16 protein-coding genes are annotated in these 17376 nt (G+C 43.1%); 4 read left to right on the top strand and 12 right to left on the bottom strand.

All coding sequences use genetic code 11. The features are described from left to right. Position 1: 1 nt before the first annotated feature. Positions 2-1117 (bottom strand): citrate synthase, encoded by a 1116-nt coding sequence (gene citZ, locus EV207_RS00315; protein WP_132742611.1) that lies wholly within the window; start codon positions 1115-1117, stop codon positions 2-4. A gap of 305 nt (positions 1118-1422) precedes the next feature. Between citZ and ytvI the strand changes: the two genes are divergently transcribed. After that, entirely contained in the window at positions 1423-2574 is a 1152-nt protein-coding gene (gene ytvI, locus EV207_RS00310) for a sporulation integral membrane protein YtvI (RefSeq protein ID WP_132742610.1), read from the top strand. 23 nt (positions 2575-2597) lie between these two features. On the opposite strand, the gene EV207_RS00305 is transcribed toward ytvI, so the two are convergent. From EV207_RS00305 to dnaE, 8 genes are all read right to left on the bottom strand, one after another. Continuing rightward, a complete protein-coding gene (locus EV207_RS00305; RefSeq protein WP_132742609.1) occupies positions 2598-2993 on the bottom strand; it encodes an FxsA family protein in 396 nt (131 codons plus the stop codon). 1 nt (position 2994) lies between these two features. Next, entirely contained in the window at positions 2995-3414 is a 420-nt protein-coding gene (locus EV207_RS00300; protein ID WP_132742608.1) for an acyl-CoA thioesterase, read from the bottom strand. Positions 3415-3474: 60 nt separating this feature from the next. Further along, positions 3475-5229 carry a pyruvate kinase gene (pyk, locus tag EV207_RS00295; protein WP_132742607.1) on the bottom strand — a complete coding sequence of 585 codons (1755 nt, stop codon included), beginning with the start codon at positions 5227-5229 and terminating at the stop codon, positions 3475-3477. 28 nt (positions 5230-5257) lie between these two features. Further along, a complete protein-coding gene (pfkA, locus tag EV207_RS00290; protein ID WP_132742606.1) occupies positions 5258-6217 on the bottom strand; it encodes a 6-phosphofructokinase in 960 nt (319 codons plus the stop codon). A 52-nt stretch (positions 6218-6269) separates the two neighbouring features. Beyond that, entirely contained in the window at positions 6270-7247 is a 978-nt protein-coding gene (accA, locus tag EV207_RS00285; protein ID WP_132742605.1) for an acetyl-CoA carboxylase carboxyl transferase subunit alpha, read from the bottom strand. Further along, positions 7232-8104 carry an acetyl-CoA carboxylase, carboxyltransferase subunit beta gene (gene accD, locus EV207_RS00280; protein ID WP_132742604.1) on the bottom strand — a complete coding sequence of 291 codons (873 nt, stop codon included), beginning with the start codon at positions 8102-8104 and terminating at the stop codon, positions 7232-7234. The genes accA and accD overlap by 16 nt, the downstream gene beginning before the upstream one ends. A gap of 65 nt (positions 8105-8169) precedes the next feature. Then, positions 8170-9411, bottom strand: coding sequence for an NADP-dependent malic enzyme (gene ystJ, locus EV207_RS00275; RefSeq protein WP_132742603.1), 1242 nt, complete (start codon positions 9409-9411; stop codon positions 8170-8172). Between the two features lie 123 nt (positions 9412-9534). Then, the gene (gene dnaE, locus EV207_RS00270; protein ID WP_132742602.1) at positions 9535-12912 is read right to left on the bottom strand and encodes a DNA polymerase III subunit alpha; all 3378 of its coding nucleotides are present in this window, start codon (positions 12910-12912) and stop codon (positions 9535-9537) included. 128 nt (positions 12913-13040) lie between these two features. Between dnaE and EV207_RS00265 the strand changes: the two genes are divergently transcribed. Both EV207_RS00265 and ytrI read left to right on the top strand, forming a co-directional pair. After that, positions 13041-13370 carry a YtrH family sporulation protein gene (locus EV207_RS00265; protein WP_132742601.1) on the top strand — a complete coding sequence of 110 codons (330 nt, stop codon included), beginning with the start codon at positions 13041-13043 and terminating at the stop codon, positions 13368-13370. 1 nt (position 13371) lies between these two features. Further along, positions 13372-13893, top strand: coding sequence for a sporulation membrane protein YtrI (gene ytrI, locus EV207_RS00260; RefSeq protein ID WP_132742600.1), 522 nt, complete (start codon positions 13372-13374; stop codon positions 13891-13893). A 17-nt stretch (positions 13894-13910) separates the two neighbouring features. Here ytrI and EV207_RS00255 read toward each other — a convergent pair whose 3' ends face one another. Continuing rightward, positions 13911-14846, bottom strand: coding sequence for a DHH family phosphoesterase (locus EV207_RS00255; RefSeq protein WP_132742599.1), 936 nt, complete (start codon positions 14844-14846; stop codon positions 13911-13913). Between the two features lie 96 nt (positions 14847-14942). Between EV207_RS00255 and EV207_RS00250 the strand changes: the two genes are divergently transcribed. Beyond that, positions 14943-15266 carry a YtpI family protein gene (locus EV207_RS00250; protein ID WP_132742598.1) on the top strand — a complete coding sequence of 108 codons (324 nt, stop codon included), beginning with the start codon at positions 14943-14945 and terminating at the stop codon, positions 15264-15266. Here the strand turns inward: EV207_RS00250 and EV207_RS00245 are convergent. Both EV207_RS00245 and EV207_RS00240 read right to left on the bottom strand, forming a co-directional pair. Beyond that, positions 15250-16563 (bottom strand): DRTGG domain-containing protein, encoded by a 1314-nt coding sequence (locus tag EV207_RS00245; RefSeq protein ID WP_132742597.1) that lies wholly within the window; start codon positions 16561-16563, stop codon positions 15250-15252. The genes EV207_RS00250 and EV207_RS00245 overlap by 17 nt on opposite strands. A gap of 122 nt (positions 16564-16685) precedes the next feature. Next, positions 16686-17369, bottom strand: coding sequence for a metal-dependent hydrolase (locus EV207_RS00240; protein WP_132742962.1), 684 nt, complete (start codon positions 17367-17369; stop codon positions 16686-16688). Positions 17370-17376: the final 7 nt, after the last annotated feature.

Below are 17376 nucleotides of genomic sequence, written 5' to 3'. Positions count from 1 at the left end.
TCTAACGGTTTTCAATTGCTGTGTATTCTCTCGCTTCTGGGCCATTATATTCAGCACGAGGGCGGATTAATCGGTTGTCCGAATATTGCTCGAGTATATGAGCAAGCCAGCCTGATACACGGCTTACGGCAAAAATTGGTGTGAAGAGATCATGCTCAATCCCTAAACTGTGGTAGACACTCGCTGAATAAAAGTCAACATTCGGCAGTAAACCTTTTTCCTTCGTGATAATGTCTTCAATCTTCAATGACATCTCATACCATTTTGAGTTATCGGTGCCTTCTGTTAACTTACGGGACATTTCTCTAAGGTGTTTGGCACGGGGATCACCGTCTTTATAGACGCGGTGGCCAAATCCCATAATTTTTTCTTTGTTTGCGAATGCTTTTTCAAGGTAAGGGTCAATGTTGTCAACTGAGCCGATATCGCTAAGCATTTTCATAACACGTTCGTTAGCGCCGCCATGCAATGGGCCTTTTAGTGCTCCGATAGCTGCGGTAACGCCTGAGTAAATATCAGAAAGCGTTGCTACACAAACACGTGCTGTAAAGGTTGAAGCATTAAGCTCGTGGTCAGCATGTAAAATGAGCGCCTTATTAAAAGCTTTTTCTTCAATATCGCTTGGCACTCTGTCATTTAGCATATATAGGAAATTCGCGGCCAAACTAAGGTCCTTATGCGGTGCAACAGGCTTTTGGCCATTTCTTATTCTCGCAAAACCCGCTACAACTGTAGGAAGTTTCGCTTGAATTCTAAGGGCTTTTGTTTTATTTACTTCTTCATTCATTTCGTCCGCTTCTGAATCATAAATACCAAGTGTCGAAACAGCAGTCCGAAGCACAGCCATTGGATGAACACCATCTAACGGGTATTCCTTTATTTGTCTGAAGACTTCTTCAGGAACCTCCGCATTTAATGACAATTCCTTCCTAAATTCATCCAATTCCGCCTTATTTGGCAGCGTATCGTTCCATAGTAAGTAAATAACTTCTTCGAATGTGGATTGAGAGGCTAAATCATCAATATTGTAGCCTTTATATCTCAACACACCATCAACAATTGAGCTGATCGCTGACGTTGTAGCGACAACTCCTTCTAATCCTTTAGTGGATGCCAAAATAAATCTCCTCCTTAACAACTAACAACTTGCTTTACTTGGCTTTATGCGGGTTATATTTAAGACCGCAAAGAATTATATTCAATATTTAAGAATTGAATGTAATTGAAGGATAAGTATGTCACCTTTAATTATAAACAAACAAAACACATTTGTGAACATAAAAGCCCATAAATGTAGATACAGATAGAAATAGAGAGATTTAATTCGATGAAAATGAACACAACATAATCAAAAATTGAAAAACTGCTTTGAGATGTGTAAAATAGTTTCAATAAAAATCAAATTTCTCATGGGAGGAAGCCATGAATTCGCATTACATCAACAATCTACTGAGATATCTTTTTATATTCTTCCGCTTTATTTTTGTTGTATTTATTTTATTTTTGATTGGTGTTGTATTATATTATGTGGGTAATCTGGCCTATCCCTTTATTATCGCTTTTATCATCTCCTTTTTGCTCAACCCGATTGTGACTCTTATAGAAAAAAAGATTAGTCTCCCAAGATGGCTTGCTACATTGGTTGTTATTATTATCGTTTTTGGATTAATCGCCGGTCTTGCCACCTTGTTTGTGTTCGAATTGATTAACGGTTTGACTTACTTAACCAATGTTGTACCGGATCACGTTCAACAGCTGATCAAATATTTTCAGGATTTCTTTTTTACACATATCATTCCATTGTGGGAGAGGATTACTCATCTTTTTAACAGTTTGTCAAAAAACCAGCAATTAACCATTCAGGATAACATCCAAAATGTCGGGCAAACAGCCGGTAATACTCTGGCTGAAGCGGGGAAAAGTATCATATCCTGGCTGAGTAACGTCGTTGTTTCCTTGCCAAATCTTCTAACCGTACTGATTTTCATTCTTCTCGCCACTTTCTTCATTTGTAAAGATTGGCATAAACTTGGTCTATTGGTGAAAAAGAAAACACCCCCCCGTATTGGCGATAATATTAAAACCATTTACGAGGATTTAAAAAAGGCGCTGCTCGGGTTCATTCGCGCGCAGCTGACCTTGATTTCCATTACTGCTGTTATCGTTTTGATCGGTCTTTTCATACTAAGAGTCGACCACCCTGTCACCATTGCGGTCGTCACCGGGATTGTTGATCTTATGCCCTACCTTGGCACTGGAGTCGTTTTTGTACCTTGGATCATTTACAGTTTCTTTACAGGAAGCTATGCCTTTACAATCGGCTTGTCTGTTCTATATGCGATTGTCATCATTCAGCGCCAACTTATGGAGCCGAAGATTCTGTCCTCATCAATTGGACTTGATCCTTTAGCAACACTCATCTCCCTTTTTGTTGGCTTTAAGCTGTTCGGCTTTCTCGGCTTAATCATCGGTCCCGTCACTCTGGTTATAATTAAAACATTAGCTAAGGCTAATGTTTTTACAGACATTTGGAATTATATCCTTGGAAAAAATACCGCAAACAAAAAGGACTAGAGAAGCTGTAAAGTCCTCTAGTCCTATCTCCTGTAATGAAAGGTAAAACGGCCTTTAGCCATTTGTTTTCTCAGCCAATTAAGAATAAAATCCTTTGCTTTGCGGCGAACTGGCGGGATTAACAACAGAAATCCGCAGAGATCCGTAAAAAAACCGGGTGTTAACAATAGCATCCCGCCGATTAATATGCATAGCCCCTCGACAACCGTTTGCCCCGGCAATTTGCCCATGGCAAGCTCCGCCTTAATGTGCGCCAGCACCGCACCGCCTTCGCGTTTCATTAACCATGCTCCCAAGAGACCAGTTCCAATAATCAATAAAAAAGTTAAAGGAAGACCAATATATCGACCGACGATTATAAACAAAAAAATTTCAATGGCCGGAACAATAATAAAAACAGCGAGCAGTCCCCTAAGCATGTCATTGCTCCTTATAAGCCGTTTCGATTTGCCCATGGTAATTCGGCGCTGCTTTTCTCAAAGAAATCGGCTTCATGGCCTTATTCGTCCAACAATGTTCTGTCGTCCCAAAAACAACTAGTGAACCGTTTTCTTCCTTATAAACGGAATACTCAAACGTCATACGAATCCCATTGTATTCCTTTATCCTCGTTTTGATGACCACTGCATCCTCGTAAACCGCCGGAGACTTATAGTTGACCTCCACCTTTATTACAGGAAGCCACAGCCCCTCTTTCTCGAACTCATTATAGGATTTACCCAATTTTTTTATAAAATCCGTTCTGCCGACTTCAAACCAATTGACATATTGGCTGTGATGAATAATGCCCATTTGATCCGTTTCACTATATCTTGCGATTAACCGCGTTTCAGATTGCATCCTTTTCACCCGCATTTATAAAAGTTTTAGGGAGAAGGCAAAGGTACCTTCTCCTTTTAACTATAGCACTTTTGCGTGACCATCATAAATATATCCGCGTTCGCCGTCGATAGTAATTTCTTGTCCGGATTTTAAAACTTGCGTAGCATTTTTGACACCGACAATCGCTGGGATTTCCAGGTTAAGTCCGACGACCGCTGCATGGGATGTTAACCCGCCTTCTTCAGTAATGATCCCTGAAGCGCGGTGAAGGGCAGGCATCATATCCTTATCCGTACCGGTTGTAACTAAAATCGCCTTGTCAGGCATATTATTAATTGCATCCTCAGCATCATTTGTCACATACACGAGTGATGTCGCCGACTTCCGCCCGATGCCCTGGCCTTTTGCCACAACTTCACCGACAACGTGTACCTTCAGAAGATTGGTTGTTCCGACTTCACCTACGGGGACACCTGCGGTAATGACAACCAAATCACCATGGCTGACTAGCCCTGAATGAACGGCCTCATCAACAGCCACCTCAAGCATTTCATCTGTTGACGTTGCTATTTTACCTAGCTGAGGGAACACGCCCCAGACAAGCGCTAATTTTCTCATCGCCTTTTCCGTGCTTGTGACAGCGACAATATTGGCTTTTGGACGATATCTGGATACAACACGTGCGGTATGACCGCTTACGGTTGCGGTCACGATAGACGAAACGTTAAGATTTAAGGCTGTATGGGCAACAGCCTGTCCGATGGCATCGGTTATCGTATTGTTGCTTGCCCTGCTGCAGTTAGCCAGAATGTCGCGATAATCTAGGGCTGTTTCCGTTCTGGATGCAATGAGGTCCATGGTCTTCACTGCTTCAACAGGGTAATCACCGGCAGCGGTTTCCCCCGAAAGCATGATCGCATCCGTGCCGTCAAATATAGCGTTGGCGACATCACTTGCTTCCGCTCTTGTCGGCCGAGGATTTCTTTGCATGGAATCAAGCATTTGCGTTGCTGTGATCACCGGTTTTCCCTGTACATTGCATTTCTTGATCAGTTGCTTTTGGACGAGCGGGACTTCTTCAGCTGGTATCTCAACGCCCAAATCCCCACGGGCGACCATTAAGCCGTCGGATACATCCAATATTTCATCGATATTTTCGACGCCTTCGCGGTTTTCAATTTTTGGGATAATATGAATATCTTCAGCTTGATGGGTTTCCAGCAGCTTCCGAATATCTAATACATCTGATGCTCTTCTAACAAAAGATGCCGCAATAAAATCAACACCTTGTTCGATACCGAATACAATATCATTTGCGTCCTTCTCGGTAATACCCGGCAAATTGACGCTGACATTTGGCACATTGCAGCCTTTCTTGCTTTTCAAATCCCCGCTGTTCATGACTTGTGTCACAATTTCCTTGTCCCTTTTTTCAACAACCTTAAGTTCGATTAAGCCATCATCCAGCAAAATCGTCGAACCAATTGTTATATCATTAATGAGGTCTTGATAGGTCACGGAAATGATCTCACTTGTGCCAAGAATTTCATCCATTGACACAATTAATTGCTGCCCCTTTTCCAGATGCACCTTTTCCGTCGCCATGTTGCCCGTTCGAATTTCGGGCCCTTTGGTATCCAAAAGGATTGCGACACTTTTGCCTGTCATTCTGGAAGCTTCACGAATATTTTTGATCCGCGCACCATGCTCGGCATAATCACCGTGTGAAAAATTCAGCCTGGCAACATTCATTCCGGATTCAATAAGCTGTTCCAATTTTTCAATACTTTCACTTGCAGGACCGATTGTACAAACAATCTTTGTCTTTCTCATCCTTTTCCCTCCCAATTTAATTCCGAAATTATATCGAAAGCTCCTTCGCTAACTGAATTAACTCTTGATCTATGTCATGTTTTTTCGTCAAAACATCTAATATATCATGGTGGACGATTTGATTATTTTGTATACCAACCATTTTCCCTTTTTCACCCGCTATTAAAAGATCGACCGCTTTAGCACCCATTCGGCTTGCCAATACCCTGTCAAAACCGGATGGCGAACCGCCCCGTTGGATATGGCCAAGTACAGTGACCCTTGTATCCATATCCGCTTTCTCTTTTATTTGCTGAGCAACATCGGCTGCGCTGTGGGCGCCTTCGGCAACGACAATGATGCTATGTTTTTTTCCGCGCTTATGACCGTTTTCCAGCCGTTCAATCACATCATCAATATCTTCAGTTTTTTCGGGAATAATAATCGATTCGGCACCATCAGCAAGGCCTGACCATAAGGCGAGATCACCTGCATCCCTGCCCATAACCTCAATGATAAAGGGGCGTTCATGAGATGTCGCTGTATCCCGGATCTTATCGATTGCATTAATGACTGTATTTAAGGCTGTATCAAATCCGACAGTAAAATCAGTGCCTGGAATATCGTTGTCAATCGTCCCAGGCACACCAATCGTCGGAAAGCCTTCCTCCGTCAATTTTACGGCACCTCTAAAGGAACCATCGCCGCCAATAACAACTAATCCCTCAATACCGCGGTTGTTAAGCTCTTCTATCGCTTTCTTCCGGCCTTCTTCGGTCTTAAATGCCTCACACCTTGCACTGTATAACATCGTTCCGCCCCGGTGGATGATATCTCCGACCGAACCAAGCTCAAGTCTCTTTATATTTCCATTAATTAATCCGGTATATCCCTGATAAATACCGTAAACCTCAAGGCCATGATAAATGGCCTTCCTGACAACCGCTCTTATTGCGGGATTCATTCCAGGCGAGTCGCCACCGCTTGTTAATACACCTATCCTTTTCATCTTCATCACCTCATTTAAGTACGAAAAAGTGCTTTCTAAAGTTCAGAAAGCACTAACCTTGATGAATGTAATCGCTTGCAACACCATATTGTCCGATTTTACGATACTTTTCAAGACGTTTTTGTACAAGCTCTTCGCTTCCGAGATCCAGAAATGACCGCAGAGCTTCCTGCAAATAGCCGTCAATGGCATGAGCTTGCGCTTTGGGATCATGATGAGCCCCTCCCATAACTTCGGGAATAAGCTGATCTATGATGCCGAGATCTTTAAGGTCCGGAGCAGTAATTTTCATAGCTCTTGCTGCTTTCTCCGCCTGAGCCGCATCCTTCCACAAGAGCGCCGCAGCTCCTTCAGGTGAAATGACAGAGTACCAGGAGTTTTCAAGCATCAATATTTGATCACCAACGCCAATTGCCAAGGCGCCACCGCTTGCTCCTTCGCCAATAACAATACAAATAATCGGAACGTTAAGTCCGGCCATTTCAAACAAATTTCTGGCAATCGCTTCACTTTGTCCCCGCTCTTCCGCAGCTTTCCCTGGAAAAGCTCCCTTGGTATCAATAAATGAAATAACGGGACGGCCAAACTTTTCCGCCTGCTTCATCAATCTTAGGGCTTTACGATACCCTTCGGGATGGGGCATCCCGAAATTACGCCGGATATTTTCCTTTGTATCACGCCCGCGCTGTTCGCCGATGACTGTAACCGGCATTCCGTGATATTTTGCAATCCCTGCGACAATTGCCTCATCGTCGCCGTAAAGACGGTCACCATGACATTCTATAAAATCAGTAAATAAATGCGGAATATAATCAAGTGTTGTGGGACGGTCCATATGACGGGCTACCTGGACACGATCCCAAGGTGACATGTTGCCGTAAATTTCTTTTTCAAGTTCCTTTAACCGATTTTGCAGTCTTTCCAATTCATCCGTAAGGTCTATGTTTTTTTCTTCCATAAACCCTTTGAGTTCTTTGATTTTATCCTGCAGCTCTACAATTGGTTTTTCGAACCCTAATCCTGGTGCCACTGTTTTTCACCTCCCTCGCTATGGATAGATAAAACGGTCCCTATGGTTTGTTTTAATTCATTTCTTGGAATCACTTTGTCAAGCTGACCATGTTTCAAGAGAAACTCGGCCGTCTGGAAATCATCTGGCAGATCCTCCCGAATGGTCTGTTCAATAATTCTTCTTCCAGCAAATCCTATGAGCGCACCTGGTTCAGCAAAATTAAAGTCACCAAGTGACGCAAAGCTTGCGGTGACACCACCAGTCGTCGGATGTGTCATGACGGTAATAAATAGCCCGCCGTTATCACTAAACTTTTTTAGTACCGCGCTTGTTTTTGCCATTTGCATAAGGCTGAGAACCCCCTCCTGCATGCGGGCTCCGCCAGAAGCCGTGAAAATAATCATTGGCAACTTAAGCTCTATGGCCTTCTCAACCGCTCTTGTTATTTTTTCTCCTACAACCGATCCCATACTGCCCATGCGGAATCTGCTGTCCATAATGGCAACAACAGTTTCTAAGCCGGTGATCTTCCCTTTACCGGTCACTACCGCTTCATTTAAATTCGTTTTCTCTTTGTCCTTCTCCAGTTTTTCTAGATAACCTTCGAATTCCAGAGGGTTTTCAGATACCATATCTTTGTCGAATTCAATGAACGTCTCATCATCAAAAAGCATGTCGATTCTTTCGAATGCTGAAATAGGATAATGATAGCCGCACGATTGGCAGACAAGCAAGTGTTTCTTAAGCTCTTTGGCATACATAATCGTTTTGCACTTAGGGCATTTTTTCATAATGCCCTCAGGAACATCTTGCTTTATTTTACTTGAGGGAACGGTCGCATACTTTTTCTTTTTTACAAAAAAGTCTTTTAGCAAAGCAATACACCCTCTTAATTGGCTGATCATCTGTCTTATGTATCACAGCCGTTTGTTTTATACTACTACTTATTATCGTCTATTTGCGCCAGCTGCCTTGTTTTGTCAGCAACCTTCGCGGGGTCGATCCTTTTTCTGGCGACGCCTGTTTCCATGGCCGTTTTGGCTACACTGGCTGCTACAGCAGGTGCCACTCGCGGATCAAATGGTGCAGGAATCACATAGTCATCATTTAATTCCTCATCTTTTACCAAATCGGCTATGGCATAGACGGCGGCAGCCTTCATTTCTTCATTGATATGTGTTGCTTGGACATCTAATGCGCCGCGGAAAATACCGGGAAATGCTAGAACATTATTGACCTGGTTTGGAAAATCGCTCCGGCCTGTCCCAATGACTCGGGCTCCTGCTTCTTTGGCAGCTTCAGGCATAATTTCCGGAACCGGATTTGCCATTGCGAAAATGATGGGATCATTGTTCATAGACTCAACCATTTCTTTTGTTAACGCGCCTGCAACAGATACCCCGATAAAGACATCCATCCCTTTAACAACATCTGCAAGCTTGCCTGTTTCGTTATTACGGTTGGTAAACTTCGCAACTTCAGATTTGACATCATTCATGCCATATTCTCTGCCTTCGTAGACAGCTCCTTTTGAATCACACATGATAATATCCCTTACGCCAAAACGGTTCAATAGCTTTATAATGGCTACGCCCGCTGCCCCTGCGCCGTTGACAACGACCTTAATCTCAGACATTTCCTTGTCAATAAGCTTCAGAGCATTAACGAGGCCTGCAAGTGTAACGATCGCTGTGCCATGCTGGTCATCATGAAAAACGGGGATATTGACCTCTTTCTTTAATCGTTTTTCGATAATGAAGCAGTTAGGTGCGGCGATATCTTCCAAATTAACGCCTCCGAAATTCGGTTCCATCAGCTTAACCGTCTCTATAATCTTATCAATATCTGTCGTTCCCAAACAGATAGGAAAGGCATCCACTCCAGCAAAGCTTTTAAAAAGGACCGCTTTACCTTCCATAACCGGCAGCGCCGCTTCGGGGCCGATATTCCCCAAGCCAAGCACGGCGGTGCCATCAGAAACGACAGCAACCATATTGCCTTTCATTGTATATTCAAAAACTTTTTCTTTATTGTTATAAATCTCTTTACAAGGTTCTGCAACCCCCGGTGAATAAGCCAGGCTCAAATCGTTTGCGTTGCGAACCGGAACCTTTGATTTTGATTCTAATTTACCTTGGTTAATACGGTGAATATGAAGTGCTTCCTCGCGGGTAGTAGGCACTAATGCTCATCTCCTTTAAATAGTCGACTCCTTTTTTTGACCGATAACAACTATTATATCAAAACTTGAAAATCATTTGAAAGTCTTATCTCTTTCCATATTCAAAAAAACTTTTGCTGTGTGTCAGTCATTTGCTTTAATAATAACATTTTCCGGCCCAAGCAGTCTCTTAATTGCTTCGATAAACTGTTGATCACGTTTGACAGCATAGTCCTTCGGCAATTGAATCGTCTTGCCGCTCTGACCATAGTGAATAATAACAGGATGCTCGCCCCGGTGCAAATGTAACAATGATTTTAGCTTGTGCAATAATGCGGGGTCTGCATGGTTTTCATCCACTTTCAAATAAAATATTTCTTTCGCTGCGCTGGCAACCGACGCAAGATCAGCAGCCCGGCGGATGAGGAGCTTTCTTTCTTGCGACTCTTGTTCAATTCCTGCTTCAACATACAGCAGTCTTCCTTGCTGAAACATGACCGTTTGTTTTTCGTATTCTCTAGGGAATACAACAGCATCCATTTGTCCTGTTTGATCACTTAATGTTAAAAATGCCATTAAATGTCCCTTTTTTGTTTTGATTTGCTTGGCCTCATCAACCAATACACCCAGCTTTACAACATGATTGTTTAACTGTCTTTTGACCGATTCAATCGTTTCCGATCGGTTGCCAAGGACTTTTTTATAACGGTCAAGCGGGTGTTTAGTCAAATATAGACCTAATATGTCCTTTTCAAACTTGATCTGTTCTTCTAGAGAAAACGGCGGAACATCAACATAAACATCCGTGCCAACATCATCATTCAATAATGTTGTCTGGGATTCTGCCCTTCTCGCGCGATTTTCTTCCGCTCTCTTGAAGGCTTGATCCAAGGATGCCAAAAGAACTGCCCTGTTAACGCCAAATTCATCCATTGCTCCGCAAAAAATCAAGGATTCCATAGCACGGCGGTTTACCTTTTTCAGTGATACCCGTTCGCAGAAATCGTAGAGATTCTTGTAAGGTCCCTTCTCCCTCGCACAAACAATCTCTTGAACAGCCGCATTCCCTAGATTTTTTACGCCATTTAAGCCAAAAACAATACCGTCATTTACCAATTTAAACTTAGGAACACTTGCATTAATTGAGGGGGGATAAAGCTTCAGGTTTTTCCCTTTCAACTCATGTATAGCGCCTAATAGTTTGTCCTGTTGGTGTATGACACTTGATAATAATGCCGACATGAAGGCGGCGGGATAATGTGCTTTCAAATAAGCCAGCCGATAAGCGATGAGACTGTAAGCCACTGCATGTGAGCGGGGAAAGCCATAATCAGCAAAGCGGACAATCAACTGATATATACGTTCTGCAATATCCCTTGAATATCCTCTTTCGACACAGCCTTCGACAAAAAAACGCCTTTGTTCTTCAAGGGCCTTCCGCTTTTTTTTCGATACTGCCCGCCTCAATATATCAGCTTGGCCCAGTGTGAATCCAGCAAGCTTAGCTGCAATCTGCATGATTTGTTCCTGATAAACAATGACACCATAAGTCGATTTTAAAATCGGCTCCAAATCCTGATGGAGGTAGCTGACCGGGCGCCTTCCATGTTTCCCGTCTATATACACTTTGATAAATTGCATTGGTCCCGGCCGGTATAAAGCATTTACCGCAACAATATCATCGAATTCACTGGCATTCAGTTTTTTTAGTACATCCCTCATTCCGGACGATTCAAACTGAAAGATGCCCATTGTATCGCCTTTGCTTAAAAGGCTAAAAGTTTTCCGATCATCTATGGGGATTTGTGCCAAATCCGGCTTTAGACCATCTATTTCCTTAATGGTATCCAATATGTCTTCAATTAACGTCAAGTTCCTCAAACCAAGAAAATCCATCTTTAGCAAGCCCAAAGCTTCGAGCACATCCATCGGATACTGGGTCAGCGGAATATCGTCATGCCCTTCTTGAAGCGGCACAAGTTCAGTAAGAGGGTTGGCACTGATCACAACACCTGCAGCGTGAATAGATGTATGCCTTGGAACACCTTCAATTGTCTTAGCCAATTGAAATAATTTGCGGAGTTCATCTGAATCCTTCAGCAATTGTTCAAGCCTTGGTGTTTCTAGGGAAGCTTGTTCAAGCGTGACCCCCGGTCGAGAAGGAATAAGTTTTGCCAGCTTGTCAACCAGCGCCGATGGTGTGCCAAGAACTTTCCCCGTGTCACGGATTGCCGCTTTGGCAGCTAGAGTGCCAAAGGTAATAATTTGCGCAACATGGTCCCTCCCATATTTTCTGCAAACATAGGCAATCATCTCGTCACGGTCTTTGTCAGGGAAATCAATATCGATATCGGGCATGGTTACGCGTTCGGGGTTTAGAAACCGTTCAAATAACAAATCATGCTTAAGGGGATCAACATCAGTGATTTCCAGCGTGTAAGCGACAAGTGAACCGGCAGAAGATCCTCTCCCTGGACCCGGAAATATGCCGTTTTTTCTTGCATAGGCGATAACATCCCAAACAATAAGAAAATAGTCATTAAAACCCATTTGATCAATTACTGTGAGCTCATGATCCAGTCGCTTCCGAGCCCGGTTTGTGATCTCCTGATATCTATTCTGCAAGCCTTTTTCACATTGCTCCCGCAAAAAATCCTTTGCCGATTTCACTGAAGGTGTAGGAAAGCATGGAAGTATATGTTCATCAAATGAGAATGACACATGGCAAGCAGTTGCTATTTTTTCGCTGTTCGCAACAGCATCAGGATAGGCCTTGAAAATATCGGCCATTTCTTGTGGTGTCTTCAAATAAAATTCCTTGTTAAAACCTGCTTGTTCTTTTTCCTCAAGCTTGGTGCCGGTCTTAATGCATGTCAGGCATTCATACGCAAGAGCATCTTCCTTTTCTATGTAATGGACATCATTCGATGCAACTAGAGGGATCCCAAACTTTCGACTGATTTCCAGAAGGTCAAGCTGGACATCTTTTTCATTAGCAAGACCATGGTTTTGCAGTTCAAGAAAAAAACGGCCGTTAAACATTTTCTTATAGAGGGCGGCCCGCTCAGCAGCCGCTTGTTTTTTTTCGCCAAGAAGCGCTGTTTCAATGTCGCCATACTGACCTGAAGATAGAGCAAACAAACCACCTGCATGCCTTTGCAGCTCATTAAGACTAAGCCGCTTATTACGTTTCAATTGGACAAGGGAACTAATTTTCACAAGATTTGTGTAGCCCTCCTGATTTTTGGCTAATAAAATGAGGGAATGATCAGCCGGCTCCTCATGTCTTGGTTGTTTGTCACCACCCTCAAATGCCATATACACTTCCATGCCTATGACAGGATGAAGCCCTGCAGCTTTGCAAGCTTTATAGAATGGGACAGCACCATATAACGCATTCTGATCCGTTAATGCCAATGAACGATATCCAAGCCTTTTGGCCTTATTCACAAGCTCTTGGATTCGGCAGGCGCTGTTAAGCAAGCTGTATTCACTGTGAACATGCAAATGAACGAAGCCCATGTCTCGTCACATCCTTCATAGACGGTTTCTCATAATTATTATAGTACACACCCTCCCAGATGGAAAACTGGTATAATCATCCGCCTTGTCCCATATCATGATATAAAGAGCGAGGGAGGGGAGCTGCCTTGGATTTTCGGATGTTCGCAAGCACAGCCATCATGAACTTTTTCATCGCTTTTGGTGTTATAATTGGAGGTTGTTTTATCGGCGGAATCGGCGCGTTTCTTGTCAGCCGCCCCCCATTAAGCGAGATGAATAACCTTGCTGACAGCATGAAAATATGGGCAGTCGTCACTGCCATCGGCGGGACATTTGATGTCATAGACCGCTTGGAAAAAGGCTTTTTGGACGGTACGCCCATTGAAGTTGTCAAACACTTGCTGCTGATTGTTTCTGCCATGTCAGGCGCCCATACCGCCGCAATGATCATTCATTGGTTCACACAGGAGTCTTGACATGCGTATACCTCCATACTACAAGCGTCCGGGCTGGCAAAGGTTTTTGTCGGGGATTACCGTCGGTTTAATCTTTGGGTTTATTTTTTTCATGTCTTTATATGGCATGGCTCAAGAAAGGCAAATCGATAAGATTAAAGAACAGCAAACGGAAATTAAATCCCTTCAGCGCCGGAATGAAACATTGATGGATGATAAAGAAGAAAAGAATGAACAGCTGGAAAAAAAGCTGCTAGTGCAAGATGTCAAAGTCAACATTTTGGTTAGCAAACAGAAAGAGATCGACCGAATTATCCTCTTTGAACTGAAAGAAAAAATCGAAGAGCGGCTGCATTCTCTCATTAACAATGATATTGAATCAATCTCATCTAACTTAGACCTTATTTATAAAGCGATCGAGGGTCATCCCTTTATGATAGATAAGGTAGCCTATCATTTTAAAATCCAAGACCTTGTCATCAAATCCGTTGTTGAGGTTAGTGTTAAGATCATTGATGCTAAAGGGAACAATTTAGCAGATTAACCGGGGCCTGACCCCGGTTATTGGTATTTTCTGCATGCCTCTTTTAAATCTGCAAGAACCTGTTCAGTCTCTTCCCACGTATAAACGGTAGCGCCTGATGCCATAGGGTGGCCGCCCCCGTTATATTTTGCCGCGAGAGTATTGACAACAGGCCCCTTAGAACGAAGCCGAACCCTGATTTGATCCTTTTCTTCAATGAAAAAGACCCATGCCTTTATATTCTCTACATTGGAAAAAGCATTCACAAGGAGTGAAGCATCCTCTGGCTTAACTGAATAGGTATCCATTAAGTCCTGTGTTATCGTCATATACCCCGCACCTTCATCACTTAATTCAAAATGCTGAAGGACATAGCCGTTTAATCGGGTCAGGTTCAGATTCGCCTGATAAAGCCGGTCATATAATTCTTGGCGATTGAAATTCTTCTTAATTAATAAAGAAGCCCTGTTAAACGTTTCATTCGTTGTATTTGAGAAAAGAAACCGTCCGGTATCCCCAACAATACCTGCATACAAAAGGCGGGCCGCTTCATCCGACATTGTAAATTCAGGCCGCGATTCAAAGATTGAGACAATCATCTCACTTACCGAGCTCGCCCCCGTATTCACCCACATCATATCACCGTATGGATCTTCATTTGGATGGTGGTCTATTTTGATAAGCTTCTCCCCAAGGTTATATCTTTGGTCACTAATGCGCGCCTGGTTCGCCGTATCACAAACGATAACCAAAGCCCCTTCATAGACACGGTCTTCAATGACATCCATCCGATTTAGGAAGGTCAGCGATGGGACATCTTCACCCACTAGATAGATGCTTTTACCCGGGAAGTTATCTCTGATAAAGCAAGCCACGCCTCCTTGGGAGCCGAGCGCATCCGGATCGGGACGAACATGCCGGTGGATGATAATCGTTTCATAGGCTTCTATCGCTTCAATTATCTTTTCAATCATTATAAATCCCCTTCACCTATTTATATATGGTTCGCATTTATCTGAAAAAGCCGGTAAAATAAAATTATGGACTACTGACTTGGAGGTTCCAAACATATGCCCACTCTTATCATTCTAATTATCATGTCTTTTATTATCTTTGCGTTTTTCCGAATTAAAGCATGGCGTACAAAAGAGCCCTTTAAAAAGCAATGGACTTTGTCCAAAGCGCACGCTGCTCTTGGTTCCTTTTTGTTGCTTTTTGGTATTAACCGGCTGTTCGTTGGCCACGGCACCATTGTTATCATCGTTTGTGCTGTCTTTATCCTTTATGGCGCATTTTTTGTGTACGGAGGCATAAGAGCATACCGCCACTATTTTCCATTAGCCGTTCAAGAGGCTGAAGAAAAGTATAAGCAATCGCTTAATAACGGTCAATAAATTGGGCAATTAAAAAGGCTTTTCCGACAATGGCGCCATTATGGTAAACTTCGATATCAAGCTTGCCATTTCGGCGCGTCACTTCCAGTATTTTCGGTTTGATATCAATAGATGCATCAATTTGAATCGGCCGAAGGAAATAAAGGGTGACATTCTCTACAACGAGATCACCCTTTTTTTGTTCGTTTAAAACCCTTCGACCAACAGTTGTTAAGACGGATGTTAATATACCATAAGACAGCGTGCCTAAATAATTCGTCATTTGCGGCGTTACATCGAATCGAAATAACGCTTGATCCGGTGTGGAGGAATCTGTCAATTGTGCTGTAATACGATCATCAATCGTTTCTCCGACCTGAGGCTGACGCTGGATCATTTGCATGGCCTTTAGCACGTCCTGACGGGTGATAATCCCTAACAGCTTATTTTGAGAATCAATAACCGGCAGGCATTCGATCCCTTCCCAAATCATCATATGTGCTGCAGCAGCCACAGACGTTGTAGGATTGACAACCATCGGATTCTTCGTCATGACTTTCTCAATTGGCAAAGAACGATCAATTCCGATGATATCTTTGGCTGTCACCATACCTTGCACCTTCATATCCCGGTCAACAACGGGGTAACGGCTATGTGTCGTTTGCCTGTTCATGTCATGCCAATCTCTAACCTGAACATCATTATACAAAAAGCTTGTTTCTGAGGTTGGAATGAGGATATCCGAAATGAGCAGAATTTCCTTCTTAATCAATTGGTCGTATATCGCACGGTTGATCATAGCGGCGACGGTAAATGTATCATAAGAGGTTGAAATAACGGGTAATCTTAACTCGTCCGCTAATTTTTTCACCTCATCTCTTGTGTCGAAACCGCCTGTTATTAAAACAGCTGCTCCCGCCTGCAAACCGTACTCATGGGCTTTATCACGGTTACCGACAATTAATAAGCCGCCGGCATCAACATACCGCATCATGGCTTCAAGCTTCATCGCACCGATGACAAACCGATTCAGGGTCTTATGAAGCCCTTCCCGCCCGCCTAAGACCTGTCCATCCACAATATTGACAACCTCAGCATACGTCAGCTTCTCGATGTTGCCTTTGTGTTTCTTTTCAATCCGGATCGTCCCGACTCTTTCAATTGTGCTGACATAGCCTTGCGTTTCAGCATCTTTAATTGCCCGATAAGCTGTCCCTTCACTGACTTGAAGCGCTTTGGCTATTTGACGCACTGATATTTTATAGCCGATTTCTAAATTCTTTATATGTGATAGTATCTGTTCGTGCTTTGTTGCCATTTTCCTCACCAAACTTTCCGATATAATGGCGAAAGCCTTAGTGGCACTTATGTGCGTAAGAAAGTCTACACTTTCTTATAACTCAATATAGAAGGAGCGGACCGTAACAGATCCGCCCTTCTTTATACCTCTATTGATTCGCCGGAAGCTATCATTTTCCCTTTTCCATTCAATTGAGAGACAAAAGCTTCGGGGTCTTGTTTTATCACAGGAAAAGTGTTGTAGTGTACAGGTACGACTGTTTTTGCTTTAACCCATTCCGCCGCCTTTACGGCATCATCGGGTCCCATCGTAAAGTTGTCGCCGATCGGCAGAAAAGCTAGATCAATATCGTGCTTTTCACCCAGCAATTTCATATCGGAGAAAAGCCCAGTGTCGCCGGCATGATAAATTTTCTTGCCATCAATGGTCAGGATTAGCCCTGCAGGCATTCCGGTATAGATGATTTGCTGATTATCTTCTTCAGTAAAGCTTGATCCGTGAAAGGCCTGAGTGAGTTCGACCCTTCCAAAATCAAAATCATAACCGCCCCCGATTGACATCCCGTGTGTCTTAAGACCTTTCCAGCCTAAATAGGTTGCAAGTTCCGCGATCCCGATCACTAGCGCGTCATTTCTTTTCGCTAAATCTATTGTATCACCAACATGATCGTTATGCCCGTGGGTCAAGATGATGACATCGATATTAGGCAAATCAGCCGCCTCTATCCTCGCCTCACCGTTCCCCGTTATAAAAGGATCAATAATAATATTTGCCTTTGAAGACTCAATCAACACAACTGAGTGGCCATGGTAAGTAACTTTCATAGTTATA

Origin of the sequence: Scopulibacillus darangshiensis (assembly GCF_004341035.1) — a bacterium.
GTDB classification, from domain to species: domain Bacteria; phylum Bacillota; class Bacilli; order Bacillales; family Sporolactobacillaceae; genus Scopulibacillus; species Scopulibacillus darangshiensis.
The sequence above is the reverse complement of the archived record's forward strand: the minus strand, read 5'-3'. Positions and strand labels throughout refer to the sequence as shown.

Excerpts from the sequence above, each read along its gene's own strand:
- EV207_RS00240 (WP_132742962.1), bottom strand. The coding sequence starts at position 17,369 with ATGAAAGTTACTTACCATGGCCACTCAGTTGTGTTGATTGAGTCTTCA.
- dnaE (WP_132742602.1), bottom strand. The coding sequence starts at position 12,912 with ATGGGCTTCGTTCATTTGCATGTTCACAGTGAATACAGCTTGCTTAAC.
- EV207_RS00250 (WP_132742598.1), top strand. The coding sequence starts at position 14,943 with ATGCCCACTCTTATCATTCTAATTATCATGTCTTTTATTATCTTTGCG.
- EV207_RS00305 (WP_132742609.1), bottom strand. The coding sequence starts at position 2,993 with ATGCTTAGGGGACTGCTCGCTGTTTTTATTATTGTTCCGGCCATTGAA.
- EV207_RS00245 (WP_132742597.1), bottom strand. The coding sequence starts at position 16,563 with ATGGCAACAAAGCACGAACAGATACTATCACATATAAAGAATTTAGAA.
- pyk (WP_132742607.1), bottom strand. The coding sequence starts at position 5,229 with ATGAGAAAGACAAAGATTGTTTGTACAATCGGTCCTGCAAGTGAAAGT.
- ytrI (WP_132742600.1), top strand. The coding sequence starts at position 13,372 with ATGCGTATACCTCCATACTACAAGCGTCCGGGCTGGCAAAGGTTTTTG.
- EV207_RS00255 (WP_132742599.1), bottom strand. The coding sequence starts at position 14,846 with ATGATTGAAAAGATAATTGAAGCGATAGAAGCCTATGAAACGATTATC.
- pfkA (WP_132742606.1), bottom strand. The coding sequence starts at position 6,217 with ATGAAAAGGATAGGTGTATTAACAAGCGGTGGCGACTCGCCTGGAATG.
- EV207_RS00300 (WP_132742608.1), bottom strand. The coding sequence starts at position 3,414 with ATGCAATCTGAAACGCGGTTAATCGCAAGATATAGTGAAACGGATCAA.
- ytvI (WP_132742610.1), top strand. The coding sequence starts at position 1,423 with ATGAATTCGCATTACATCAACAATCTACTGAGATATCTTTTTATATTC.